Below are 23,378 nucleotides of genomic sequence, written 5' to 3'. Positions count from 1 at the left end.
AACTAAATAACTCAAAACCTTCCAATTACAGTATGAAGGAAGGTTATTTAGCATGCTTATTTTTAGTATACCATGGCCAAATTTCTATTTTTATTGAAAAGTCTTGACAAACTATTAGCTGGTTTAGCGTAACAACAAAAAAAGGCTCTACTCCTTATTGAAGTAAAGCCCCCGTTTGTTTAAGTACATTTTTTCACAAACTCACGACATCAAATAGGACGTATTTTTATTGTTTCTTTAAAGGGTTGAAAAATATCCATAATAAAACTGTTATACCTAACATAGATACTCCAAATAAAAAAGAAAAAATTTTAAAAATAACAATATGAGTTCTCTTAGGTATAAACTTTTCTGAAATTAATAATAAAATACCAAATATAAGTTCGAAAAAAGATAATGTAGAGATTCCACCAGTAAAATCGGCGTCTTTCGTATTTCTTAAAAGCAATATAAAAAGCGTTTCCGCTTATTAATAGAAAAATCAATGAGCCTATTAATAGAATATATATATTCATATTTAAATGTCTCTCCCTATATGTAATCCTTTTGATATTTAACAAAAGCACCGTTTGATGAACAAGAATCAGCCCTAATTTTCCCGATAATCTTCAGCTTCATATAGATGCCGTAATACATCAATTGCAACTTTGCCATATATGTCTCCTGATCCATTTTCAACGTCGTACCTGAACCATTGACCATTACTATCTTTCAACCTCAACCTATTATCAGGATGTAAGTCGTGTGCCGTTACACTATTGGCTGGAACTTTCTCACCCCAGTAATGGGGAAATCCTTCTGGAGAACATAATCCCACTTCAATAACGAAGCCTCCACTATACCTGTCAAATTGGAAAGTCATTAAGTCTATGTTTTTCTGACTGATCCTTCGAAAATTAGGAATGGAACCTTTAAATCCTCTTTTCCTAAGTTCAGGAACAACAATCTTTTTTATAGCGGAAATCATATTGTCTCTTTCAGATGCCATTTTAACACCTTCTTATGTTTTTATATATTCTTTACTTCTTCACTCTTATTGTATAAACCTGCCACTTTACTTGAGTAAGAAAAAAGCCTTGCTTCTTTGTTGAAGCAAAGCCCGTTAGCCATCCATGCAGCACAAAATCAGTGCTGCACCCCAAGTTTGAAATCCTGCGAATTAGCGAGTATTCGTGAGAAAAACGTATTAAACTGAGGGAGCACAATAAGAAAAAAGATGCTGCCGCAGCAAAACCAATACTCAACATAAGCCCCCTTTAGCGTAATAAAAAACCTTACAAAAAATGAGAATAAACAAACGCCGACAAATAACCAACCATTCAATTTTTTACCTTTTCGAAATTCTTCGAACCCCATCACCAACATTAATAACCCCATAAATAATGTCCAACCTGGTTTAAGTTAACATTTTTACTAATGAGTCCATATGTAGCAAAAAAAATAACAATCACCGATAAAACATAACGGAAAGTTTTCAATATATAATTACCCCCTCTTTTATCCTTCTATACCATCTCACCCATTTACTTGATTAAGACATTCAACCTTCCTTTTAAATTAAATCTCCCGGTTAAAATGGCCGAATTAACGTTTGTTTTTATCTATTTTTAAAGGCCAAATCGCAAATGATTTGGCCTTTTTGTTCGTTGGTTTACCGTCTTCTGCTTCGCTTCCGCAAGAACGATGGAATATCAAGCGAGTCGTCTTGCTGCTGGGTATCCCGCTCGTAATTCGCGCGCTCTTCGTAGGCAGGCGGCTGGCTGTAATTTCCGGACTGGCCGTAGCTGCCGGACTTGCTGTAGCTGCTTGATTGACTGTAGCCGCCGGACTTGCTGTAGTATTGGGCTTGGCCATCATTCCATGATTCTGCATGGGCAACAGGCTCTCGCTGTCTCGACTGAGCCTGGTATGACTCACGGGAATTGGCAACCATGTCTCCAGGACGGCGCGATGTGTTCGACGGCGGAGCTTCCTCCTCATCATGATCGAAGCCGGTCGCAATTACGGTCACCATGATTTCTTTTTTCAGGTTTTCATTGATGACCGATCCAAAAATCATGTTAAGCTGGTCGTCTGTTGCAGCCGACACAATATCGGCCGCTTCCTGGACTTCATACAAACTGAGGTTCATGCCGCCTGTGATGTTCATCAGCACTCCTTTCGCGCCATTGATGCTTGTTTCAAGCAGCGGCGAGGAGATGGCCTTTTTGGCAGCTTCCGCAGCACGGTTTTCGCCTGAAGCCACTCCGATGCCCATTAGTGCCGTTCCATTGTTGGACATGATCGTTTTCACGTCAGCAAAGTCCAGGTTAATCAAGCCTGGCACGGCGATCAAGTCGGAAATGCCCTGGACACCCTGCCTGAGGACATTGTCCGCCTCACGAAAGGCTTCAATCATCGGCGTTTTCTTGTCGACGATTTCCAGCAATCGCTCGTTTGGAATGATGATTAAGGTATTAACGGCTTTCTTCATCTCTTCAATTCCGGCTGCAGCATTTTGTGCCCGCTTGCGGCCTTCAAAAGTGAACGGACGAGTCACCACCCCAATTGTAAGTGCGCCAAGTTCCCGCGCGATATGGGCAATCTCCGGCGCAGCTCCGGTCCCGGTTCCGCCGCCCATTCCTGCCGTTACGAACACCATATCCGCACCTTGCAGGGCATTCCTGATCTGCTGCCTGCTTTCCTCGACAGCTTTTCTGCCGATTTCAGGATTGGCACCGGCCCCCAGGCCCCTGGTCAGTGAACCGCCGATTTGCATCGTGACCTCCGCTTTTGACATATTGAGAGCCTGCGCATCTGTATTCACGGCAATGAACTCCACTCCCTGCACGCCGCCCTCAATCATCCGGTTCACGGCATTATTTCCGCCGCCGCCAACCCCAATTACTTTTATAGTGGCAAATTGATCAATATTGGTTTCAAATTCTAGCATATATAGTCCCCCTAATTAGCTTCAGATATTGCCCCTTATTTTTTTCTATACCTATAAAATTCGCCACCGGCTTGGAAATACTGTCTTTTCCTGCGATTTGTTAAAGAACTGTAATTTTACAGTAATAATGTGTCATTCTTTATAGGGATGATGCCCAGGCGACTCGGCAGGAGTTTACAGATATAACGGGAATATGGCGAGGTAACGATGGAAGCGTGTTTTAGAACAGTTATTTAATCAATCCCCTTTTCCATTCGATTAGAGGAAGCAAGTGCATGCATTTAATTTTTAGCCTTTAATGATTAAACTACCATTAACTGAAAAGGTAAAATTGTTGAGTAAGTTAACTACTATTTTTTCATCTATCGTTTTTTTGTAGCAACAAACATTGACGACATTTTCCAAAATAATAGGTCTAAGTCATACATACTGTCGTAAATATTTATAGTATTCTATTTATTATCTCTCCTCTATGACTGGTTTTCCATAAATTCTTTACTTCAACTTAAAGTTTGTTTTCGCCTTCTTGTTAAGCTAACCTGCCATAGTAGTTTAAGTACGATGCTTCCCGTTAGTAGACAATGGAAAAGGCGATGCCACTTTAGAACATCGCACCGTTAATGAACAGAAACTGATAATTTTATATCTATTTGAATTATTTTTCCGAATGCGAAGAAAGACCCCGTCCGATAAGGTTAGCAGAAACATGTTTTCTTCCCAATTCTCTTGCCCAAATAGATAATTGTCCTATATGGTGAATTTCGTGAGCTATGGCATGCCTCATAATTTCACCCCAAGTATCTGTTACAATTCTTCCATCTGACTGTGCTTAATCATTAAAAAGTTTATATTACCCAGGTGAACACTCCTGTTTAATTACTTATTATAAGATTCCTGCTTTTTTTGGACTCTTCCAATTATTATAGCATATTACAACTATTTAGACTTTTGAGGCAAAATCCATGGTCATTTTATGCAACAGACTGCAAGGGCAAATCCTCATGAAGGATGAGTTTATTCCATTACAAGGCTCTTTTAATCGTGTAATAAATCCCAACTAGAGACGAAAATGGAAATTTAGAAAACGGAGACAATATCCTAATCTTAAGTTTAGGGAGTTTCTCCATATATGTTTGATTAATAGGCATTCACCTAATTTGAAAAAAGATTAGCTCTTTCCTAAATAAAGGTCATATCCTGAAAGAGGCTGGATATTCTACCCGAAAGCAGGTGAAAAACATGAATCCAGACATGAGATTTTATATGCATCATCATTTTGGAACAGGATATATGCCATGTCCTTTTTACGGAGGCAATATGGGATACGCAGCACCATCTTATGTAATGGGGTACTATCATCACTCACATAATCCTTATTATAAGTGGACCCATCAGCATATGAAATTCCCATCATTTGCAGTGCCTTTTGTATAAATGCAACTTTAAATAATACACCTTTTAGATACCAACCTCTTAATTTGTTACCATAACTGTGATTTTAGGTAATACGCAAACTAAACCCCATGGACACCATGATGTTTCAACTTGTCCATTTTCCTTAGCCATCCTTTCTAGGATGGTTTTAGCACGACTGATACTTTAATCGCCAATACAGCCTCAAAAACCCTCTTTCGAACGAATAATTTCCTACCCTAAGCATGGCTTCTCACTGAGGACCCCCAGACAGTCCGGTTGTTGGACAAACATCTCCGTTAGCTGACTAATTATCATTTCTTCATGTTTTAATATAGGGATTAAGGCTATTCCTTTTTCAACTTACACACCCTGTTAGTCTAATAACAAAAAATGTGCTCTCTTGGCAAGAATGATAGAGAAGTTTATTTTAAAAGAACAACAAACCCAAAGATAAAAACACGGGAGGATTTTTTTGTACAAAAACGAAAGTGCAGCCTCACTTCCATTTGGTCTGCTCCTGCCGGAAATTTGCAATATTTTTATGTTTTATGTTCCGAATTAGATTGTTATAATGATGGTTATGAACTACATAGGAGGATACCCCGATGACCACATTTGAAAAGTTAAAGCCCCTTATTGCTGACCAACTAGGTGTCAAAATGGAGAATATTACAATGGAAGCGTCATTCAAAGATGACTTCGAAGCTGATTCGCTTGATATGGTAAACCTGACGATGGAAATTGAAGATGAATTCGCAATCGAAATCAGTGACAAAATTGCAATGACCCTTCAAACGGTCGGTGATGTCGTAAACTATATTGAAAAACGTTAACAATAAGTGAAGCGGATAGCCCGATGCAGGCGAAAACTTTAGGGAGTAAACGTATGGCAGAAGGCATCCGCAAAATTTATTTATTGAGCTATTCAACAAGAAATTCGCTCTACCCGTATATATCAAGTCCAACTACACTCTTATCCGTTCCATCAACAACAAGAACCATTTGTTTCGCAAATGGTGAAAAACTTCTAATGGCCACAGACTCCTTTAAATGATCCTCTAAAACCCAACCAGTAGGTTGTAACATAATTGACCCGTTTCCCACCAAGAATGAACAGTTTAAAAAATCAAATACTTTTTCAGTCTCCTTGATGTGTAACTCGTTAATAAATTCTTTTTTTATTTTGTAGTATGTTAATGTTCTAGGATAAGCTCTTAACTTTAAACTACTAGAGCGGAATAAATCAGGTATAACAGGGTAAATCCCGTTTAATAATAGGTCTTCGAGCATCTTTTTGGATTCTTCTTTTTTGCCTCTTACGTTTATTTCTTCTAATTTTCCATCAATGAAGATTTACTTTACATCTTCATAATGAGGCACTATCTCATTTAAAATAATCCTTATCGCCTTCTCATTTGGTGTTGGGAAAGATGTTAATGCCTGTTCATTCAGGAGCATATCAAAGCAAGCGAAAAGCTGACAAACTTCACTCATGTTTAATAAGCCGTTGTGTAATTCAATCCTTTTAATTTTTAGTTCACCATTTTCGTTATTGGTAGGCAAGAATGGTTTTTCAATTTCACAGAGCCATTCAAACATACTTACTCCTTTGTAGTTTTTTTTACATAATATAACATATTAAGGGTTTATCTTGTTCCACTAACCTGCAACGTAGTTAAAAAAATACTGCCTTTATTGGCAGCACAGAAGTTTACGCACGGTAACTTAATAACTTTGTGATTTTTATCCTATCATATATACAACTCACTAAGGCTCCATATTACTTTTCGAACTCTTGGTAATTTTCTTTATCTGTACTAAAGGTAAATTTAAGACCAATCATTTCAATCGAAAAAATAGCGACATATCTTCGCGAAGGTGGTTGATATAAAAATAATCATTACTTGCCGAATCATAAACATAGTCCTTTTTCCACTCATCAATGTTTTCTATTATTTCCCTTATCGCCTGAATAAAGATGAGTATTTCTTCATCTGTCATAATTGGGTGTACTGAAAATCGGACCCACCCTGGTTTAACAGACAAATCTCCTTCATTCAACTTATTAGTAATTTGTTTGGAAGTCGTTTTATCAATATTCAAGAGATAATGGCCATACGTTCCAGCACATGAACATCCCCCTCTTACCTGGATGCCGTATCTGTCGTTTAAAAGACGAACGATTAAATTATAATGAATGTTTTCAATATAAAAAGATACTATCCCGATCCTATCCTTAATTTTTCCAGCTAAGATTTGGACATTAGGTATCTTTTCCAAATGGGAAAATAATAGATTAAGTTGTTCTTTTTCTCTGTTTAAAATATTTTTAATCCCCATCTTACTTTTCAAATTCAAACAAAGAGCTGTCCGAATGGACTGTAGAATCCCCGGAGTCCCTCCATCTTCCCTCATCTCTATGTCATCGAAGTATTTATGCTCTCCCCAAGGATTGGTCCATAACACGGTTCCGCCGCCGGGATGATCTGGTACTTTATTTGTGTAAATCCTCGAATCTAATACTAATACTCCACTTGTCCCTGGCCCTCCTAAAAACTTATGTGGTGAGAAAAATATCGCATCGAGTTTCTCTTGCGGATCTTCCGGATGCATATTGATTTCTACATATGGTGCTGATGCCGCAAAATCAACAAAACAAAGTCCTCCATGCTGATGCATAAGCTTGGCAAGCTGATGATAAGGGGGTTGAATCCCCGTTACATTTGAACATGCTGTAAAGGAACCTATTTTCAGTGGACTATCCTTATAAATATAAAGAAGTTGTTCTAAATGATTTAGGTCCACCCTACCTTCCCTATCCGGTTTTACCATTACGACTTTTCCAAGTGTTTCGAGCCAAGATGTTTGGTTTGAATGATGTTCCATATGGGTTATGAAAATGACCGGTCTTTCCCTTTCTGGAAATTGAAGATGATTTCTCCACATTTCAGGAACTCTTAGCCCTAAAATTCGTTGCAGTTTATTCACCACCGAGGTCATCCCAAAGCCGTCCATGATGACGACATCGTGTTTATCTGCATTAACATGTTCCTTAATAATTTTTTTTGACTGCTTATATAGCCCAGTCATCATTAAACTGGTTATATTCGACTCTGTATGGGTATTCGCCATAAAAGCTCCAAAATCCCCGGATATTTTTTGCTCGATTGGTTGATATAAACGTCCGCTTGCCGTCCAGTCAGCATAAATGATTTTCTTTTTTCCATACGGGGAATCAAACTCTTGGTCAATCCCAATAACATGTGAGCGGAATGGTTGAAAATACTCTTCAAGGGTTTCGGGGAAATGAAACGTTTTACTTCCAATATTGGCCGTGATCATTTGTTCCACACCTCACACTTTTATCGAGTATTCATTATATGCAAGGTTCTTTTACACCGTTTACTTTTTTTATTTCTCCCTAGATATTAAACCTGGAATTTGGTATTTCAGCTCTTCAATTATCCCTCAATGAATGATATTAAATGGATCTCGATTTCCTGCTTTTCCCCGTTTTCAAAAATATTTTCTATTCTGATGCCATCCTTATGATTGAGAATCAAAGCATAAATGTTAATCATGCCAAATAGCGACAAAAATATAATTCTTTTGTCACAAATACAAGAAAGAATTTATTACCATTTAAATGTAAAATATGTAACTATTATGAAATAGATACGTTTATTAGAGTGTAAAAACGTTTTAAATAAAGCACGCTCACAGCTTGTTATTACAAAAGAAACATTCAAGCAAGCTGCGCCTGCAATAGATAAAACAGGTTTTGAACTCAAGGGGGAAGAGGAATGAAAAAGATCATTATAAGTTTTATGCTTCTTGTATCCATGGTGTTCTTTGCGGCACCCGCATGGGCTGCAGGCGGGGAATTTATTATTATCAATAAGTCGAACAATCAACTGGCTTATTATGATAATAATAAACTGGTAAAAACGTTTAAGGTGGGGACTGGACGGCAAGCTTCTTATACGCCAGAGGGAAAGTTCAAAGTAGTAAACAAAATTAAGAATCGCCCTTATTACAGCGGGCATATCCCGGGGGGCGATCCAAGAAATCCTCTTGGCAACAGATGGATTGGGCTCAATGCGAGAGGGACTTGGGGAACTACCTATGCAATCCACGGCAACAATAATCCCCAATCAATCGGCGGATATGTAAGTGGCGGATGCATCCGGATGTACGATAACGAAGTGGAATGGCTTTTTAATCAGGTAGAGGTGAATACGCCTGTTATTATCACATCTTCTAAAAGCTCCTTTAATTCCATTGCAGTAGCAAACGGATATAAAGTAACAGGCGCTGCGTCTGTTCCAGTGGCAACAGTACCTTCAAGCACTGTCTTGAAAAAGGGCATGAAGGGTGCTGAAGTGAGGAATTTGCAACAGATCCTTACAGGCAAGGGTTATAGCACAAATGGGATAGATGGAGTATTCGGCCTGGCTACAGAAGCAGCCGTCAAGAAATTCCAAAAAGCCAAAAATCTTTACGCAGACGGGATGGTGGGACCTGCTACCAAAAAGGTACTAGGAATGAAATAAATGGTTCAAATCCCCGTTTAGAAGGTAATCATCGCTTTGATGGTTGCCTTTTCCTTTTTCCCGGTCTGCTTTGTTTGAACTGGTTTAAAGCTGTTTCAATAAAAAAATCTATTGCACTGGCAATAGATTTTCAGGGGAGAGGGGCGGAAAAGGGACATCCACCCTAGCATTAATAAGTCTACCCTATATATTAAAAATTACCCCTTTTTCAAAAGGTTTCTTCCTCTGCTGCTCTTAATATTATGTATGTCATCAAATAAAATCAGACTTTTCCGGTCTTTAGGCTAGAGCCTTCTTGACTATTGTTCCATCCTTTATGTACTCCGAAGGATATTGATAAACAATTGAATCCTTTACACAGACAGCTTTCCACGCATCCACACATGATGGGTCAAAATGCGTCCCTTTATTGGCTTCCAAAAATTCCATGGACTTTGCATGAGTCCATGCTTTTCGGTACGACCTTTCAGAGGTCAATGCATCATATACATCTGCCACCGCTGTTATTCTTGCAAATAAAGAAATGTTCTTACCGGCAAGCCTATCCGGATATCCCGTGCCATCCCACTTTTCATGGTGAGATCTTATGATACTTAGTTCTTCTTTTAGTAAACCAAGCCCTCTACACATATCAAAACCTGTAACTGGATGCGTTTCAATTAAATTTCTTTCTTCGAGTGTAAGTTTACCAGGTTTATTAAGGATATGATCCGGAACACTTATTTTCCCTACATCATGAAGAAGTGTTCCTTGTAGTATTATACTTAATTCTTCTGGCTTGAGTCCCATTTCTTCTGCTAATTTCAATGCATATAATGTTACTCTGAAAGTATGCCCGGCTGTATAGCTGTCCTTCTTCTCCGTAGCAGTAACAAGAGCCCTTACACCCGCTTAAAATTCAGCCCAAATTTCATCATCATTAATATCCCATGATCTATTCGTCCCCTTTTGGAAACATGATAATTAATATAGAAAATGCTCAGGCCATAAAGGTCTGAGCTTTTATATATCGCCTTATTAAAACAACGCCCCGTAAGCACAATAAAGAATTCAATAAAAAAGGACGTTTATCTTTCCTGGATAAACGCACCTGCCTGGTTAAAGTGAAATTTTTCAACGTTGGACTTTATTTCATAAATTTACACCTAAAAAGTGCAAGGCATCCTTCACATTTGAAAAAGTAATTAAGTCTTTTAAATTAATTCCATGTTCAACTGCTTCAATAACTAATTGAGGTCTTAAGCCTGTTAAAAAGCATTGTACCCCAAGTAAGCTTAGTACATTGTTAATTTTAAAAAGAGAATCAATAACTAAAGCGTCAATTTTATAAATTCCAGAACAATCTATAATTAATTGGCTCACCTTTTGCTTTTGAACATTAACTGGTACCAATTCTAACAGTTGTCTTGCTCTATCCTGATTTATCATACCTAGCAAAGGAAGGACTGCAATACCTCTTAGAAGTGGCACAATGGTAGAAGCAAGCTCTGTTATTTCTTTATTCATTTCTTCTTGTAATATCTCTAGTTGTTTTCTTTCTGAGACATCCCTTAAATAAGTTAGGATAGCTTTTGTTTCCCCTATTTTAATAGGGTGACAATATAACTCAACATCAACTGGGGTTCCATCCATTCTATATATCGTCTCTTCAATAACCTCTGCTGGTTTACTGTAAGCCCCCGATATTCTTTTTGTAATTGCCGGTTTAGACGAATCTTTAAAGATGTCTAAAGGACTTGCCCCAATTACCGCGTCCCTAGACGATCTGAAAAATTTTTCTGCTGCTTCATTTATATAAATGATTTTGAAGTTGCGAATGAACAATTAGAGGATCCAGCGAGTATTCTATCACTTCTTTGTAATTAATATCTTCAATAATCTCACTCAATACTTTCACTCCCTAAATATAGGGTATATCATTATACTGTTCTATACAAGGAATAGCCATTATTAAATGCACATATCGAGGATTGAATGATATCTTATTCAACCAGCCACCTTTGTCCAATAAGATCTTTTTGGGAGCCACTTAGTACCAAGAATTAGCACCCTGGATTCAGTACTTTTATTTGCTCTTTTTTTATTTAATTAGGATTTTCCTCAAATGTATGTTACAGTTTGAGTACCATTTGATTTACTGTTTTCATGGTCCCTACTCATTCGTGTGTAGGGTTCCTTGTTTTTTTAATAAAATACAGAATCCCATAAATAGTGAACGTAAGCAATTTTTGCCCCGCGTTTATCATGCTCAACGTCAAAAGATTTATTTTCTATAAGCGTTCCGCCTCTAATGAGCCAAGAAAATCATTAACTACCTGGATAAGTACTGCATTTCTTAAAAACCTATGCCTAGTATATGATATTCTCCCTTCCTTCAACTTATTTTTCTACACAAAATGCATACTCTCCTATGCAAACTATTCAACAAATTTATAGTACCCTTTTTAATTGTTATTTTTATTACCTTATTAGCTTTTTGTGGCTTCATTAAAGTAAAGCAGTTTTTAATTCTTCATATATTTCATCAATATTCTTCTCCGTGATTTAACTTTCTTGAACACTGAATGCTTTTTTTAAAGTCGTGTCTATGCCTACCATGTTTAATTCAGGATCAAACCTTACATTAACCTTTCACAGAATGGGACTAATACAATATTGTGAAGCTGGATAAAATGAAACGCTTCTGTCAAACTTATATTATAATTTATTTATTAAAATCGGCAAAAAACAAAATTAAGATTTTACATTACTAGAGAGGACGATAAAATGAGGAATAATCTGTTTACTGTTGGTGAAGAAGTAAATATCAAAATGTCCGGTGAGCCGGTAACAATTTTTAAATGTCAGTATGTTAAAAACATGAAAAGATACTCTTACGTTGTAAATGAATACCCTAATACCTTTTTCTTTGAAGAAGAATTAATGAAAGAAGACTAACTATTAAATATGATATTACTTCTGATAAAGAAATGATTTTACTCCTGATGCAGAAAATAAGTGTTATTCAAAGGAAAAAACCTCCCTTATGTCGAAAATAATAAATAAAGGGGATGACCCAATGAATAAAGCAGTATTATTAAAAAAACTACAAAATGCTAGCCGAGGTAATTTATTTTCAACAGAGATTCCAAAGGATACCAAAGAAGATGTAAAAATGATTGAAGAATTGGTTGGAGAATTAGAAAGAGAAGGAAAAATTAAAATAAGAGAATGTATACAGCGAGACTACTCTGTTTTTTTACATGGGATAATTAAGTATGCGTCCGAATAATCGGATGCTTTTTTTAGGTAAAAAAAATTAACGCCACAAGTTGAAGACCATTAATAATTTCTAATATCTCACCAATCCCTTGTATTTATTCGACAAATTGCGACATTTCTGTTACAATAACCTTTGTATCAGAAAAGAGGGACATTATGAAAAAAAGGATTAGCAGAACAATTGATAAAATGATTGAAGAAAATAAACGTGAGATTTTGTTAAATCAAATTACACTAAACGATATCGAAAAAAAGGTAGACACTAAAATTATTGCTAATGGTAAATAACATATACAAAGGCTGCTAAATGAGGGCAGTCTTTTTTGATTTCAAAAATACTTTTATCACTCCTTCACTAAATTAATAAATCTGACCTTTAGTTGAAGAAAACAAAAAGATGAGCTTACCACAGAATCCCACCCAGAAGTAAAGCACCCAAAGTTATGTTGAAATCTTTACATTATCACTTTTTTTAGATTCTATATTAGCAGATAATTTAATTTTAGGTAAAATTAGGAAATATACAAATTATATGTTAAAATGTGTTTACCATTTGATTTACTGTTTTCATAATCCCATTCCTTAGTGAGTGGGATTTTTGTTTTGTAGAGAAAAATAAAAAAACAGACTCAAAAAATGAGTCTGTCCATGTTTTGGCATTAAAATTAAGCCTTGCGAACGTTAGCCGCTTGTGCGCCACGTTGTCCTTGCTCAACATCAAAAGTCACTTCTTGACCTTCTTCTAATGTTTTGTAGCCTTCGCCTTGGATAGCTGAGAAATGAACGAATACGTCTTCTCCACCTTCACGTTCGATGAATCCAAAGCCTTTTTCTCCATTAAACCATTTTACTTTACCTTTTTCCATGTTTGTTGCCTCCTTGTGTCATTGCACATACAATGTATTACTATTTTTGCTCTTAGTGATCATCAAGACGAAAAGTGTTTACTAATACGATCCTTTACACCGAACAAAAATAATTGTTATTAGAATAGCATTTTTTGAAATCGTTTGCAAGGAACCCTATTCATTAACTAAAACACCCGCTAGCGGAATAAGAAACAGAGGCCGCCAGACAATAATTAGCTTCAGTTCTTGCTCAAAAGATCGTGCGTTTAATAATAATTGTTCTAGATTGTTAATTAATATTGGGTTAATACAAACGCTGATCCTTCCATCAGTTTTGTGACATTCAAAACGTTTCCTGGAAAATCAGTGTTAAAAATTAACCATTTAGGATAAAGCATAGATTTAAATAGGGTGTGGCCGTTAGTTTTTGATACATGTTGTCTAGACGGTCAAGATCATCTTCCCTTCTCTGATTACTATCGTAATTCCGCTTCCTTGGCCAACATTTCCGGATCCTCGGGCAGCTCCGGCGCCTCAAATACTTGACGCAATTCAATCTGACCTTCCCCATGTCCTTGCGGGTCCGGCATCCGCATGGCCCACTCGATGGCTTCTTCTCTCGACTTCACATCGATCAGAATGAACCCGGCAATCAATTCTTTCGATTCTGTAAATGGGCCATCCGAAACCACCGGCTTTTCCCCTGGTTTCGGAAACGATAGGCGAATCCCATTTGAACTTGGATGAAGTCCTTTAGCCGCAACCCGCACGCCTGCCTTAACTAATTCCTCATTGTACTTCGTCATAGCTTCAATGAGCTCAGTGCTCGGGAGCTTTCCGGCTTCTGAATTCTTCGAGGCTTTGACAATCAACATAAACAGCATAAAAATTTCCTCCTTCTTTTTTAGAGGCAAAACCCCTATAAATATACAACGAACCGGTATCTTCAAAATTGACACATGATAAACAATCTTAAAATGTGATTGTGACATAAAATTTTGTTCTTCTCAGTCCATATTGGCATTAGTAAACTTACGCCACGTACTTCTAAGTACATGTTTAACAACCAATCATTTTTTTGTATTCTATCTTTCACTTAAAAAATCCCTGGATTGTCAACACTAAGCTAGACAGTTTTTTTAAGGTGTTCAAGTTTGTATTCAATGGGACTTAAATACCCTAACGTTCCGTGAATACGAATGTGATTAAACCAATGGACATAGTCTTGTAATTCTCTCGTTAATTCCTCTAAACTAGTAAAATGCTGTCCTCTTACAAACTCTGTTTTAACAATCTTGAACGTTGCCTCTGCTACTGCATTATCATAGGGGCAGCCTTTCATGCTGAGCGATCGCTTGATATCAAACGTCTTCAGTCCTTTGTCAATCAGCTGGTTCTTAAACTCACTTCCACGATCAGTGTGGAAATATTCAATCTTACGTAAATCGTTTTGAATAGATGCAAAGGCACGATAAACCAAAGCCGCATCTTTGTTTGGTCCAGCGCTAAAACCAGTAATTTCCCGATTAAAGAGATCGACAAATACACATATATAATGCCATTTTTGATTGACTCTCACATATGTTAAATCGCTTACGACGGCAGTCAATTCTTCTTCTTGATTAAACTCCCGATTTAATTCGTTTTTTTGATCGGATTCATTGCACTTGGTAGAATGGGGCTTAAACTGCGCCACAGTATAGTTTGAAACCAGGGCCTTCTCGTTCATGATTCGTCCAACCCGTCTTCTGGATACTTGAAAGCCTAGCTTTTTCAATTCCACCTTAATCTTCCGCGTGCCATAGTTTTGGCGACTATTTTGGAAGATATCAATGATGGCAGAGGTCAACTCATCCTCTGATTCTCTTTCTTTTTCTTTTTCTTTTTCTTTTTCTTTTTCTTCATAATAGTAGGTGCTTCTGGGAAGTGGAAGGACTTTGCACATTGCTGATATCGAGTATTTGTGTTCAATGTTCTTAATCACATTTACTTTCGTCCTAGTATCAGCGCAGCCTGCTTTAAAATGTCATTTTCCATTTGAAGCTGTTTGTTTTCTTTTCGCAGTTTGTTTAGTTCTTGTTGTTCGGGTGACAGATTATCTTTTTCCTTGAAGGATCCGGAATTCTGGCTTTGACTCACCCACTTATCCAATGATGAGGGGGTGAGATCATACTCACGGATAATATCCTTTCTTGGTTTTCCATTAAGGTATAGTTGTACCATCTGATTTTTAAATTCGGTAGTAAAAGTTCGACGTTCCTTTTTTGTCAGAGTAGATTCTCCTCGATAGTGTTATAAGTAGTCTACTTGACCTTAATTTTTCTGTCCAACTAAGTGTAGCCTATCCACAATACTGATACTGACCTTAATCCAGTCAACTCTAATCCATAGCCTTATTAATTAACGCTCTCCTCTTTTTTAACAAATGAGTAGGGTCTTCTTAAGTATTGTCATTTTTCTAACACGAACAAATTTATTTTCATGGTAGTTCACTAACTTCAATCCTTCTTTAATCAACACCCCTATGCGAGCTAATTTTAACATCTTACATATTTGCGTTTAAAACCAAGCTTCCCTCTATCAATTTGTTTTTGAATACTTTCGTAAGCATTTAGGAAACTACTTTTTTTCTTGTCCCGTTTGACTTCTACTGTACCTACTTCCTCTGCGGTCTCGACTGCCTTTTCATGCAGCGGCAAATATGAAATCGCCACGGTGTATAGAAAATTATTCATAGCAGATTTCGTTCGTTCTGGCGAATCATGAATCGAATTTTTCACAATATCAAGCATACTAGAGATCTTCATTTCGGAAAATTCATTGTCTGGGCGATTTCCTAAAAGCCAACAGTAACAACTCCAGCCCGCTGACATCCTCAGCTCCTGACCGCTTGTAATCCATTTATCCGCAACGTCTTGTGCAATATCTGACTCAGCTAATGTTACTGCTACCACATAATCGGACAGCATATAAAAATATGCTGCATCCATCCAACGATCAAAATCCGACTCTGTCATGGCTTTTGGGTCTGCTATAATGCCTGCAAAATACATTGCATCATAGTTACCTGTAGCATAAAGCTCCTCAGCTAAACGTTCATTTATTTTTATTTTCTTTGCGATTGGTTTCATAGCACCTGTAGCCACGCCAAAAAGCGGCTCATGTGCACCATTGGATATGTACATTTTTTTCGTTCGTTCCTTGCCCAAGGCTTCAAGCTCCCGTATAACTATTTCGAAATCCATAGTTTTGTACCTCCTTCTTAATACTAATACCCACTTAATTGTAAAAACCTTGAATAAGAAAAAGGCTTCACTCCAAATTGACGTAAAGCACAAGTTTAGTTAAGTATCTTTATTCGCTTATTTGTTTAAACACCGGAGTGTCGGGCGTTCAGACTTGCGGCATTTTGCACATATCCATGTACAACATGTTCCACCTATGACCGTCCGGATCAGCAAAACCGCAGCCGTACATCCAGCCGCCACGTTCACCTGGCTTGCTGAATACAGTGCCACCGGCTGTTTCGACCTTCAAGGCAAGCTCATCAACTTCATCCCTGGAGTTCGCACCCAAAGAGAATAACACTTCAGTACCCTGCCGTGAAACCTCAACCGTATTACCCATAAAACCTCGGAACACGGATTCCGGGAAGCACATCAATACAACTTGATTGTCGCCCACGATCAAACTGAAAGAACCATCTTGACTCGCATATTGCTCATTCAACCTGAAACCTAGCTGCGTATAAAACGCCTTTGCCCGTTCTGGTTCTCGCACCGGCAGATTCAACCATAATTCTCTCGACATACCTAACAACCTCCTACTATAAAGTTGCAGTTACCCCTATAAATTCAATGGTTATGATAATCTTTCCTTCTTGTTTGGTTATAAAATTCTTATCCATTCTGCCCCGTTTGAAGAATAGGCAAAAAGAGCTGCCTCAGCCAACCCATTCTTAAACTATGCCTTCGTTTGTTAAAGTACATTATTTCTCATTCTTATAACCATGGTGACATACTTTTTTCCAATGATCCAATTCAGCTTTTATTCCACTTTCTGAAAACCTTTAAATTAGTATATAAAATGAAAAATATAAGAGGATAAAGGCAAGCAGAATACCATAATTTCCATCCATTATAGTACAGGTAATCTGTTTGTAATATTAACCACTCAAATATAGTTGAAAAAATGGACCAAATAATAATATATCTTAATTTTACCCAGAAGCTCTCTCTTATTGGAAAGTAGTTTAGAAATAAAATATTAACTGGAATAAAATACATCAAGCAACTAAAGAAACCTTGCCATTGAAACCCATGTTTGAAGTAACCGTAAAGGTTTAAATGTAGGTCTAAAACCTCGTCAGTAATAAAGCCATAAAGTACAGCGAAGATTGAAGTTGTATATAACTCTGATTTTGTTAAGTTTTTTTTTATAAAATATGAAGCAAAGATAAGAATAATAAAAAAAATGTAAATTAAAATATACATTTAATTCTCCTATTTCGTTTTGTTCACTTTTTGCAATCCAAAATAATGTTGTTATCCTAGTTTCTCTGCTGAACATACTCAATGCCTTTATTAATCTTAACCTTCATAAAAATAAGCAGATTATCCATACAATTAACCACGATCCTTTTAATTAACCTGCTCCTTCTCCTTTAACAACTTCTTCGTTCTGAATTAGGAAAGTCGATGCTATGGGTTAACGCATCGACCCCTCTATTTTTTTACCAATATACATGATATGTTCTGCAAAACTTAACATATCTTCTCTCTCACATACCTGCTCTGCAAAGTCTAACCAAGCAGATACCACTTCTTCTGATTGTTTAAGTAATTCTGCTTCACGCAAATATAAAAAACTTTCGCAATTAAGCAAGTGCATTTTTTCGAGGCTAAATTGTTCAAAAAAAGGAAGTACGTCTTTTGGACGGATAAAAAAATTGTCTGTAAACCCCTTCCCGATAAAATTCACATCGTCAAGCATTACATTCAACTCCGATTTCCTTTCATCGTTCATTATCAATTCAGGGTTACGTATTAGATAATCCCATACAAATGAATAGGAAGAAACAAAAGCAACAAAAATAGATCCATTCGGCTTTAATTTTTTTAGGCATTCCTCTATAAGTTTTACTCTGTCATGTTCATCTTTTAAATGATACATCGGTCCCATACAGAGAACATGATCAAATTGACCATCATCAAATATAGATAACTCACGACCATCTACACAAAAGCCGGTAAGAGGAAGATTAAGTTCCTTAGCCTTATTTAACGCAAAATCTACATTTTTTTGTGAAAGGTCTGCTAATGTCACATCGCAACCCTGTTGAGCAAGATAAAGTGAATACTTACCTGGTCCTCCACCGAGGTCCAATACGTTGGTATTTGTTTTACATATCGTTTTATGTAACGTTTACTAAGTTCAAACTCTACTTTGTGTCTATCTAGCCGCTGCCATTCGTAGTTTACTGTTTCGTCATAGAATTTTCTAACGATTTCCAAGCTATCCATCTAAACTCCTCCCCATTAATTGTAATTTTATAACAATACAACAATTATCTGAAGAGAATTTCTTGTTAGCTTAACTGCCCAGTTAGTCCAATAAAAAAATGCTTCCCAAATACTAGCAGGAAAGTGTTTTTGTCATGTTTCTAATAAGACACTTAAGAAAAATTTTTTAATGATACCTAACCTCCACTCTTCCACTTAGTGGTTCCATCAAGAACAGATAAAACATACTTAATGCAGTAAAGGGGACACTGAAGAAGGAGATGAAGATTGTGTGTAAAAACATGGCGATGGGGCAAATTATGTTGTGGGAATGGTGAAACAAGGCCTTACATCTTTCCCATTACAAACAAAGGAGTGAAATAGATGACTGAAAATAACGATCGCAATCAATATGGTGGAAACGCAAATCAAGATGGCAACAAAGCTACGAACCAAGGCGGAAGTGATGTTAGTGAAGCTGTGGGTACTGTTGGCGGGGGTGCTGCGGGTGCTATGGTAGGTTCTATTTTGGGACCACTCGGTACTGTTGCTGGCGGTCTTGCTGGCGGTGCGCTTGGAAACCAAGTTGGTGAAGGTGCAGAAGGGGATAACAATGCTGCAGCTAAGAACCGTAATGCTAACAATAAAAACGATTCTATAAATCAGTAGTTATTTATAAGGGTAGGGAGAAATCTCCGCCCTCCCCTTCCATTTATTCGAGCGAAATAAAAGGATTCTTCTTTGGAAGAAGAGACGGATATTCGTCAGATTGAGATAACATTTTAATAAAGTATTTTGGGGATTCAGTAAACCCTTGTCGCAAGTAAAATCTATGTGCGTCTTGCCTCCTTGAATGACAATGCACTTCGATTCTATCGCAATTTCTTTTTTGGGCTAAATCAGTAAAATATTCTTCAATCTTACGTCCTATCCCTTTACTTCTAATGTTTTTATCAACTGCAAAATAACTTATCCTTGCGAAGTCTCCTTTTATAGCTAATTGAGGTATAAAAGGAACAGAAATTAAAGCAATTAGACTGTTCTCTTCTTCAAACACAAATAATTCCTCATTTGGATTCCATAAGAAGTATTCCAACTTTTTCTTTTATAAAAGGTTCCGTATCAGGATAGTCTAACTGCTTTAATAACAAAGAAATCTGCTTGCAATCCTCAGCATTTGCTTTTCTAATCCCCATTCATTCCACTTCCCAATTTTATCAACTTATTAATACCTATAAGTAGCTTTGCTTTTTTGTTCAACTAAAGTGCCCCGTTTGTTGAACAAGAAAAGGGATCGCCGCAGCCATCCCCACCTTTAACATAAGCCCCCGAAAGTTTAAGTACATTTCTTCACAATCTTTTTTCATTTGACAAATTGTATTACCATCTTACAAATTTAATTTCCTTGAATTAGTTCTGTTACCTAAGATGTTGCATCCGGATGAAATTGATGTGCCAGCGGAGAAACACCATGGCGAAGTTGGTTGGATGGCTAACTTTTTGACTTAAATACATAAAAACCGGTAAAAAATAGAAGCATAACATTTAAAGTGCATTTCTGTAAAAATCGTTGGTTATTAGCATGAATTAGATTTAAAAAATTGTGGAGGATTGGAATGGAGAAAAAAATAGTTGCACTCGATGTATCGAATTTATGGACTCCTTATATGAATAACACGATGGCTCTATGCGTAAACAAATATGGATTGCAAACTATTCAAAATCCAGAAATTAACGCTATTTTTGGCAAAGCTTTGAATATAGCTGAGAACATTGTTCAAAAAATCACCGCCATTTTCAATCAGGAACATTTTCCGATTCCCCATGGATTTACAGAGGAAGATGTCCATTTAGATGCACCGAGATTGTTTTCAGACGAATTCTTACTGTTCTATTTGCACCAAATGTCGATACACGGATTGACTTCTTATTCTCTTGGGATCACCGCTTCCCGCAGGCTGGACATTCGCCAATTCTATTTCGAAACGTACAAGGGCTCTTATGAATTGTACGAAACTACACTAGGAATGCTGCAATCGAAAGGTTTACTGGAACGTCCGCCCACCATCGTGCTTCCAGAAAAAATCGAATTTGCGGAAAAGCAAAGCTTTTTAACCGGCTGGTTCGGGGAACGCCGCCCATTGAACACAATAGAAATCTCCAGTCTTTATTTTAATTTGCAGAAAACCATCTTGACTAAAGACTTGGCGATGGGTTTCAGTCAAACTGCAAAATTGAAAGAGGTTCGCCGGTTCATGGAGGAAGTTTTCAAACTGGCAACAGAACATATTGAAATTTTTACTTCCATCCTGCATGAAGATTTCATCAGTTCTGCAATTACATGGGACACCCATGTTACAGATTCTCAGTTTGCTCCATTTTCGGATAAGTTGATGATATTCCATTGCGCATTTTTGATTCAATCTGCCATGGCTTATTACGGAACCGCCTTGTCCGGCGCTATGAGGCGGGACCTAGGGCTCAAATATTCGTCAGCCATCGCAAGGGATGTGAAGCTTGCGGAGGATTGCGCAAACATCATGATTGGCAATGGATGGTTTGAGGAACCGCCAAGTTCCGTTGATCGGCGAGAATTATCTTAGTGAAACTTCACTATAACTGCGATTTTAAGAAGTACACAAAACCCCTTGAGCAACAAGGGGTTTTTAACTCGCGTTCATATCAATTTTCCATGCCAGTATATATTGATGAATTAGCGTCTTAATGCTAATAGGATGACATTGTGCTTAGTCAATTAAACTGCCCCTTTAGTCGAAGAAGAAAAAAGGTTGCCATTAAGCGGCTCCGACCTTCTAATCAAGCATCCTTTATTTTATTTTAAAGAATACATTTTTCAATTACCCTTCATCGCTTTATCAATACGGACAAGTCTCCCTCAAAAACTTTTTCTTCTTTATCATTGAAGGTAGATAACGATACAGTAAGGATACCTGTTTCATTTTTTCTTTCTTGCTTATCAATAACCTCAACAATAATATGTAATTCATCTCCAGGATAAACAGGCTTAATAAATTTAATATTATTCATACGTGTTCCAGCAATGACATCTTCACCATACATACCTTGTTCAACCCATAGTTTAAATGAAACAGCTAACGTCTGTATACCAGACGCAATGATTCCGTTAAACCTTCCTTCATTTGCTTTTTCCTCATCCAAATGCATATATTGAGGGTCATATTCAGCTGCAAATCTCATAATATCCTGTTTTGTTAATTTTAATGCTTTAGTCTGGAACACCTGTCCAATTGTAAACTCATCTAACTTCATTGTTACACCTCTGTTGTGTCGTTGTTGTATCCTTTTATTTTAGCACCACGTACTCAACAAGTGAAAGAAACCGTCTTCATCTAACCTGCCCCTTTAGTGGAACAAGAAAAAGAGTCGCCGCTGCGACCCTTTATTAAACATAAGCACCCGTTACTTCAACAAGGATGAGTTATTGTTTCAAATTTTCGAACCACACCAAGGACAATAAGAAATGCCGATACTTGACGTGCCACCATCATGAATTATCAAACCGTTTTCATTATCATTTTCATCAAAAATGATTATCTTATCGGGACATTTAAAGGGATTTTTATGTATATCTCACTCGAAATTGGCATGATAAGCCATATCCTCACAACGATGTTTATTCATAATTTCACTTCTCCTTATTTAGTTCAAGCCCCGTTAGTTTAACAAGAACAGACCCATAAACAATTAATAATCCTTTGCTTCGCTACCCTTACCCTCCGCAGACGCAAAGTAGGTTCCAATTAACATAATTAATAATGCAATAAAAAAGGGAGCTTTAGGTATCTCAAAAAACAAAATAAACGAAAGGACTACGCCAATAAAAGGAGCAATGGCATAGTATGTACTTGTTTTGGCAGCTCCAAGATACCGTTGTGCGTATATATATAAATATATACTCAACCCATATGCAACAAATCCAAGTGCAAGTGTAGCAATTATATAACCCACATTTGTAGCAGTTTGTTTAACAATAAAAGCAAGGATTAAAGAACCTAAACCTGAACCAAATCCTTTAATAATGACAATCTCTAATGGGTCTTTTACCGACAACTTTCTGGTGAAATTATTTTCGAATCCCCAACAAATAGTTCCAAGTAAAATAAAAAAAGAACCAAATGAAAAGGAAACGTTACTTAAATCTTTTACTGAAAGAAGTATACTCGCAACTGTAATTAAACCAATGGCAAACCATAATCTCTTACTGATTGCCTCCTTGAAGGATAAGAGTGCAATTACTGAAGTTGCAACAATTTCAAAATTACTAAGAAGCGATGCCGTTGAAGAAGTGGTCATATCTAATCCTATCATAAGGAAAACTGCTGCGACGATATTTATAAGAACCATACCAACTGTATAAGGCATTTCTTTTTTTGTTAAATTCAATTCTGACTTTAGCTTATCTTTTTTTGAACGAACAAACCAGATGATAGACATTCCAATACCAGCCCCAAGATATAAAAGTGAGGCCATCATAGTTGGAGGAATTTCTTTTAAAAGTATTTTAGAAACGGGGATACTAATTGCGTATGGAGCAGCAGATAGAATCGCCCAAAATATTGCAGTATTTTGTTTAGTTTTCAAGTTTATAACTCCCTTGTTGATGATGTTTGTGATTTTCACTACACATTATTTATCACTCTTTATCGGAAATTATCCCCTTGGGGGGATATAACGTCAAATACAAAGGGACAAATTCAATTGAATTTGTCCCTAAAAATTGGTACAACTTTATTCAACTAACCTGCCCTTTCGTATTATAAGGTCAGCCAGATATTTCTGGTTGACCATTTTTTATATGGTTTTATTATTACGGTAGCCGGGGTAG

Annotated in this window: 28 protein-coding genes and 2 pseudogenes; 8 read left to right on the top strand and 22 right to left on the bottom strand. The window is 37.0% G+C overall.

What is annotated here, in order from left to right:
- Window positions 1-589 precede the first annotated feature (589 nt).
- The 4 genes and pseudogenes from G8761_RS25155 to G8761_RS25140 all read right to left on the bottom strand — a co-directional run.
- Window positions 590-988 carry a DUF4304 domain-containing protein gene (locus G8761_RS25155; protein WP_166030687.1) on the bottom strand — a complete coding sequence of 133 codons (399 nt, stop codon included), beginning with the start codon at window positions 986-988 and terminating at the stop codon, window positions 590-592.
- Window positions 989-1,125: 137 nt separating this feature from the next.
- On the bottom strand, window positions 1,126-1,356 hold the full coding sequence (locus G8761_RS25150) for a hypothetical protein (protein ID WP_243450152.1): 231 nt from the start codon (window positions 1,354-1,356) through the stop codon (window positions 1,126-1,128).
- A gap of 295 nt (window positions 1,357-1,651) precedes the next feature.
- Entirely contained in the window at window positions 1,652-2,932 is a 1,281-nt protein-coding gene (ftsZ, locus tag G8761_RS25145; RefSeq protein WP_275940739.1) for a cell division protein FtsZ, read from the bottom strand.
- A gap of 655 nt (window positions 2,933-3,587) precedes the next feature.
- Window positions 3,588-3,752 (bottom strand): annotated as a pseudogene (locus G8761_RS25140) (DinB family protein); the annotation flags it as partial.
- A gap of 419 nt (window positions 3,753-4,171) precedes the next feature.
- On the opposite strand from G8761_RS25140, the gene G8761_RS25135 reads away from it, so the two are divergent.
- Both G8761_RS25135 and acpP read left to right on the top strand, forming a co-directional pair.
- A complete protein-coding gene (locus tag G8761_RS25135) occupies window positions 4,172-4,366 on the top strand; it encodes a hypothetical protein (RefSeq protein ID WP_166030685.1) in 195 nt (64 codons plus the stop codon).
- 587 nt (window positions 4,367-4,953) lie between these two features.
- Complete coding sequence (gene acpP / locus G8761_RS25130) at window positions 4,954-5,181, top strand: acyl carrier protein (RefSeq protein ID WP_166030684.1); 228 nt, start codon at window positions 4,954-4,956, stop codon at window positions 5,179-5,181.
- Between the two features lie 109 nt (window positions 5,182-5,290).
- On the opposite strand, the gene G8761_RS25125 is transcribed toward acpP, so the two are convergent.
- From G8761_RS25125 to G8761_RS25115, 3 genes are all read right to left on the bottom strand, one after another.
- Window positions 5,291-5,638, bottom strand: a complete 348-nt coding sequence (locus tag G8761_RS25125; RefSeq protein ID WP_166030667.1) for a hypothetical protein — start codon at window positions 5,636-5,638, stop codon at window positions 5,291-5,293.
- Between the two features lie 63 nt (window positions 5,639-5,701).
- The gene (locus G8761_RS25120; protein WP_166030683.1) at window positions 5,702-5,947 is read right to left on the bottom strand and encodes a hypothetical protein; all 246 of its coding nucleotides are present in this window, start codon (window positions 5,945-5,947) and stop codon (window positions 5,702-5,704) included.
- A gap of 240 nt (window positions 5,948-6,187) precedes the next feature.
- Window positions 6,188-7,690, bottom strand: coding sequence for an aminotransferase class V-fold PLP-dependent enzyme (locus tag G8761_RS25115; RefSeq protein WP_166030682.1), 1,503 nt, complete (start codon window positions 7,688-7,690; stop codon window positions 6,188-6,190).
- A 461-nt stretch (window positions 7,691-8,151) separates the two neighbouring features.
- On the opposite strand from G8761_RS25115, the gene G8761_RS27755 reads away from it, so the two are divergent.
- Window positions 8,152-8,901, top strand: a complete 750-nt coding sequence (locus tag G8761_RS27755) for a L,D-transpeptidase family protein (protein ID WP_166030681.1) — start codon at window positions 8,152-8,154, stop codon at window positions 8,899-8,901.
- Window positions 8,902-9,180: 279 nt separating this feature from the next.
- On the opposite strand, the pseudogene G8761_RS25105 reads toward G8761_RS27755, so the two are convergent.
- Window positions 9,181-9,732 (bottom strand): annotated as a pseudogene (locus G8761_RS25105) (HD-GYP domain-containing protein); the annotation flags it as partial.
- Between the two features lie 300 nt (window positions 9,733-10,032).
- A complete protein-coding gene (locus G8761_RS25100) occupies window positions 10,033-10,725 on the bottom strand; it encodes a PAS domain S-box protein (protein WP_243450150.1) in 693 nt (230 codons plus the stop codon).
- A 942-nt stretch (window positions 10,726-11,667) separates the two neighbouring features.
- Between G8761_RS25100 and G8761_RS25095 the strand changes: the two genes are divergently transcribed.
- From G8761_RS25095 to G8761_RS25085, 3 genes are all read left to right on the top strand, one after another.
- A complete protein-coding gene (locus G8761_RS25095; protein ID WP_166030679.1) occupies window positions 11,668-11,838 on the top strand; it encodes a hypothetical protein in 171 nt (56 codons plus the stop codon).
- Between the two features lie 121 nt (window positions 11,839-11,959).
- Window positions 11,960-12,172 (top strand): hypothetical protein, encoded by a 213-nt coding sequence (locus G8761_RS25090; RefSeq protein WP_166030678.1) that lies wholly within the window; start codon window positions 11,960-11,962, stop codon window positions 12,170-12,172.
- A gap of 146 nt (window positions 12,173-12,318) precedes the next feature.
- Window positions 12,319-12,450: an FbpB family small basic protein gene (locus tag G8761_RS25085; protein WP_166030677.1), complete on the top strand. Its 132-nt coding sequence runs from the start codon at window positions 12,319-12,321 to the stop codon at window positions 12,448-12,450.
- Between the two features lie 377 nt (window positions 12,451-12,827).
- Here G8761_RS25085 and G8761_RS25080 read toward each other — a convergent pair whose 3' ends face one another.
- The 8 genes from G8761_RS25080 to G8761_RS25050 all read right to left on the bottom strand — a co-directional run bounded on the left by G8761_RS25080 (window position 12,828) and on the right by G8761_RS25050 (window position 18,532).
- Window positions 12,828-13,028: a cold-shock protein gene (locus G8761_RS25080; RefSeq protein WP_027322326.1), complete on the bottom strand. Its 201-nt coding sequence runs from the start codon at window positions 13,026-13,028 to the stop codon at window positions 12,828-12,830.
- A 458-nt stretch (window positions 13,029-13,486) separates the two neighbouring features.
- Entirely contained in the window at window positions 13,487-13,894 is a 408-nt protein-coding gene (locus G8761_RS25075) for a YciI family protein (RefSeq protein WP_166030676.1), read from the bottom strand.
- Window positions 13,895-14,136: 242 nt separating this feature from the next.
- Window positions 14,137-15,233 (bottom strand): IS3 family transposase gene (locus tag G8761_RS25070; protein ID WP_166030675.1). Its coding sequence is split into 2 segments (ribosomal slippage): window positions 14,137-15,020 and window positions 15,020-15,233, totalling 1,098 coding nucleotides; the frame shifts between segments, so codons are not numbered across the junction.
- 314 nt (window positions 15,234-15,547) lie between these two features.
- The gene (locus G8761_RS25065) at window positions 15,548-16,255 is read right to left on the bottom strand and encodes a DNA alkylation repair protein (protein WP_166030674.1); all 708 of its coding nucleotides are present in this window, start codon (window positions 16,253-16,255) and stop codon (window positions 15,548-15,550) included.
- Between the two features lie 148 nt (window positions 16,256-16,403).
- On the bottom strand, window positions 16,404-16,820 hold the full coding sequence (locus G8761_RS25060; protein WP_166030673.1) for a VOC family protein: 417 nt from the start codon (window positions 16,818-16,820) through the stop codon (window positions 16,404-16,406).
- A gap of 230 nt (window positions 16,821-17,050) precedes the next feature.
- A complete protein-coding gene (locus tag G8761_RS28210) occupies window positions 17,051-17,503 on the bottom strand; it encodes a CBO0543 family protein (RefSeq protein WP_420800287.1) in 453 nt (150 codons plus the stop codon).
- Window positions 17,504-17,717: 214 nt separating this feature from the next.
- On the bottom strand, window positions 17,718-18,395 hold the full coding sequence (locus G8761_RS25055; RefSeq protein ID WP_166030672.1) for a class I SAM-dependent methyltransferase: 678 nt from the start codon (window positions 18,393-18,395) through the stop codon (window positions 17,718-17,720).
- Window positions 18,332-18,532: a hypothetical protein gene (locus G8761_RS25050; RefSeq protein WP_166030671.1), complete on the bottom strand. Its 201-nt coding sequence runs from the start codon at window positions 18,530-18,532 to the stop codon at window positions 18,332-18,334. Before G8761_RS25050 ends, G8761_RS25055 begins: the two co-directional genes overlap by 64 nt.
- 363 nt (window positions 18,533-18,895) lie before the next feature.
- On the opposite strand from G8761_RS25050, the gene G8761_RS25045 reads away from it, so the two are divergent.
- The gene (locus tag G8761_RS25045; protein ID WP_207789341.1) at window positions 18,896-19,180 is read left to right on the top strand and encodes a hypothetical protein; all 285 of its coding nucleotides are present in this window, start codon (window positions 18,896-18,898) and stop codon (window positions 19,178-19,180) included.
- A 43-nt stretch (window positions 19,181-19,223) separates the two neighbouring features.
- Here the strand turns inward: G8761_RS25045 and G8761_RS25040 are convergent, their stop codons facing one another.
- Together G8761_RS25040 and G8761_RS27750 are read right to left on the bottom strand one after the other, a co-directional pair.
- A complete protein-coding gene (locus tag G8761_RS25040) occupies window positions 19,224-19,568 on the bottom strand; it encodes a GNAT family N-acetyltransferase (RefSeq protein WP_207789340.1) in 345 nt (114 codons plus the stop codon).
- Between the two features lie 10 nt (window positions 19,569-19,578).
- Window positions 19,579-19,707, bottom strand: a complete 129-nt coding sequence (locus G8761_RS27750) for a hypothetical protein (RefSeq protein ID WP_275940740.1) — start codon at window positions 19,705-19,707, stop codon at window positions 19,579-19,581.
- Between the two features lie 420 nt (window positions 19,708-20,127).
- Between G8761_RS27750 and G8761_RS25035 the strand changes: the two genes are divergently transcribed.
- Complete coding sequence (locus tag G8761_RS25035; RefSeq protein WP_166030670.1) at window positions 20,128-21,114, top strand: DUF3231 family protein; 987 nt, start codon at window positions 20,128-20,130, stop codon at window positions 21,112-21,114.
- A 262-nt stretch (window positions 21,115-21,376) separates the two neighbouring features.
- On the opposite strand, the gene G8761_RS25030 is transcribed toward G8761_RS25035, so the two are convergent.
- The 3 genes from G8761_RS25030 to G8761_RS25025 all read right to left on the bottom strand — a co-directional run bounded on the left by G8761_RS25030 (window position 21,377) and on the right by G8761_RS25025 (window position 23,134).
- Complete coding sequence (locus tag G8761_RS25030) at window positions 21,377-21,802, bottom strand: MaoC family dehydratase (RefSeq protein WP_166030669.1); 426 nt, start codon at window positions 21,800-21,802, stop codon at window positions 21,377-21,379.
- A 177-nt stretch (window positions 21,803-21,979) separates the two neighbouring features.
- On the bottom strand, window positions 21,980-22,120 hold the full coding sequence (locus G8761_RS28205) for a DUF6980 family protein (protein WP_420800288.1): 141 nt from the start codon (window positions 22,118-22,120) through the stop codon (window positions 21,980-21,982).
- Window positions 22,121-22,237: 117 nt separating this feature from the next.
- A complete protein-coding gene (locus tag G8761_RS25025; RefSeq protein WP_166030668.1) occupies window positions 22,238-23,134 on the bottom strand; it encodes a DMT family transporter in 897 nt (298 codons plus the stop codon).
- Window positions 23,135-23,378 lie beyond the last annotated feature (244 nt).

This window comes from Neobacillus terrae, assembly GCF_011393025.1.
In the GTDB taxonomy this organism is placed as follows: domain Bacteria; phylum Bacillota; class Bacilli; order Bacillales; family Cytobacillaceae; genus Neobacillus_A; species Neobacillus_A terrae.
This window is presented reverse-complemented; position numbering and strand designations above follow the sequence as displayed.

Coding starts and splice junctions, on each gene's coding strand:
- G8761_RS25155 (WP_166030687.1), bottom strand. CDS start 988: ATGGCATCTGAAAGAGACAATATGATTTCCGCTATAAAAAAGATTGTT.
- G8761_RS25150 (WP_243450152.1), bottom strand. CDS start 1,356: ATGGGGTTCGAAGAATTTCGAAAAGGTAAAAAATTGAATGGTTGGTTA.
- ftsZ (WP_275940739.1), bottom strand. CDS start 2,932: ATGCTAGAATTTGAAACCAATATTGATCAATTTGCCACTATAAAAGTA.
- G8761_RS25135 (WP_166030685.1), top strand. CDS start 4,172: ATGAATCCAGACATGAGATTTTATATGCATCATCATTTTGGAACAGGA.
- acpP (WP_166030684.1), top strand. CDS start 4,954: ATGACCACATTTGAAAAGTTAAAGCCCCTTATTGCTGACCAACTAGGT.
- G8761_RS25125 (WP_166030667.1), bottom strand. CDS start 5,638: ATGCTCGAAGACCTATTATTAAACGGGATTTACCCTGTTATACCTGAT.
- G8761_RS25120 (WP_166030683.1), bottom strand. CDS start 5,947: ATGTTTGAATGGCTCTGTGAAATTGAAAAACCATTCTTGCCTACCAAT.
- G8761_RS25115 (WP_166030682.1), bottom strand. CDS start 7,690: ATGATCACGGCCAATATTGGAAGTAAAACGTTTCATTTCCCCGAAACC.
- G8761_RS27755 (WP_166030681.1), top strand. CDS start 8,152: ATGAAAAAGATCATTATAAGTTTTATGCTTCTTGTATCCATGGTGTTC.
- G8761_RS25095 (WP_166030679.1), top strand. CDS start 11,668: ATGAGGAATAATCTGTTTACTGTTGGTGAAGAAGTAAATATCAAAATG.
- G8761_RS25090 (WP_166030678.1), top strand. CDS start 11,960: ATGAATAAAGCAGTATTATTAAAAAAACTACAAAATGCTAGCCGAGGT.
- G8761_RS25085 (WP_166030677.1), top strand. CDS start 12,319: ATGAAAAAAAGGATTAGCAGAACAATTGATAAAATGATTGAAGAAAAT.
- G8761_RS25080 (WP_027322326.1), bottom strand. CDS start 13,028: ATGGAAAAAGGTAAAGTAAAATGGTTTAATGGAGAAAAAGGCTTTGGA.
- G8761_RS25075 (WP_166030676.1), bottom strand. CDS start 13,894: ATGCTGTTTATGTTGATTGTCAAAGCCTCGAAGAATTCAGAAGCCGGA.
- G8761_RS25065 (WP_166030674.1), bottom strand. CDS start 16,255: ATGGATTTCGAAATAGTTATACGGGAGCTTGAAGCCTTGGGCAAGGAA.
- G8761_RS25060 (WP_166030673.1), bottom strand. CDS start 16,820: ATGTCGAGAGAATTATGGTTGAATCTGCCGGTGCGAGAACCAGAACGG.
- G8761_RS28210 (WP_420800287.1), bottom strand. CDS start 17,503: ATGTATATTTTAATTTACATTTTTTTTATTATTCTTATCTTTGCTTCA.
- G8761_RS25050 (WP_166030671.1), bottom strand. CDS start 18,532: ATGGATAGCTTGGAAATCGTTAGAAAATTCTATGACGAAACAGTAAAC.
- G8761_RS25045 (WP_207789341.1), top strand. CDS start 18,896: ATGACTGAAAATAACGATCGCAATCAATATGGTGGAAACGCAAATCAA.
- G8761_RS27750 (WP_275940740.1), bottom strand. CDS start 19,707: ATGGGGATTAGAAAAGCAAATGCTGAGGATTGCAAGCAGATTTCTTTG.
- G8761_RS25035 (WP_166030670.1), top strand. CDS start 20,128: ATGGAGAAAAAAATAGTTGCACTCGATGTATCGAATTTATGGACTCCT.
- G8761_RS25030 (WP_166030669.1), bottom strand. CDS start 21,802: ATGAAGTTAGATGAGTTTACAATTGGACAGGTGTTCCAGACTAAAGCA.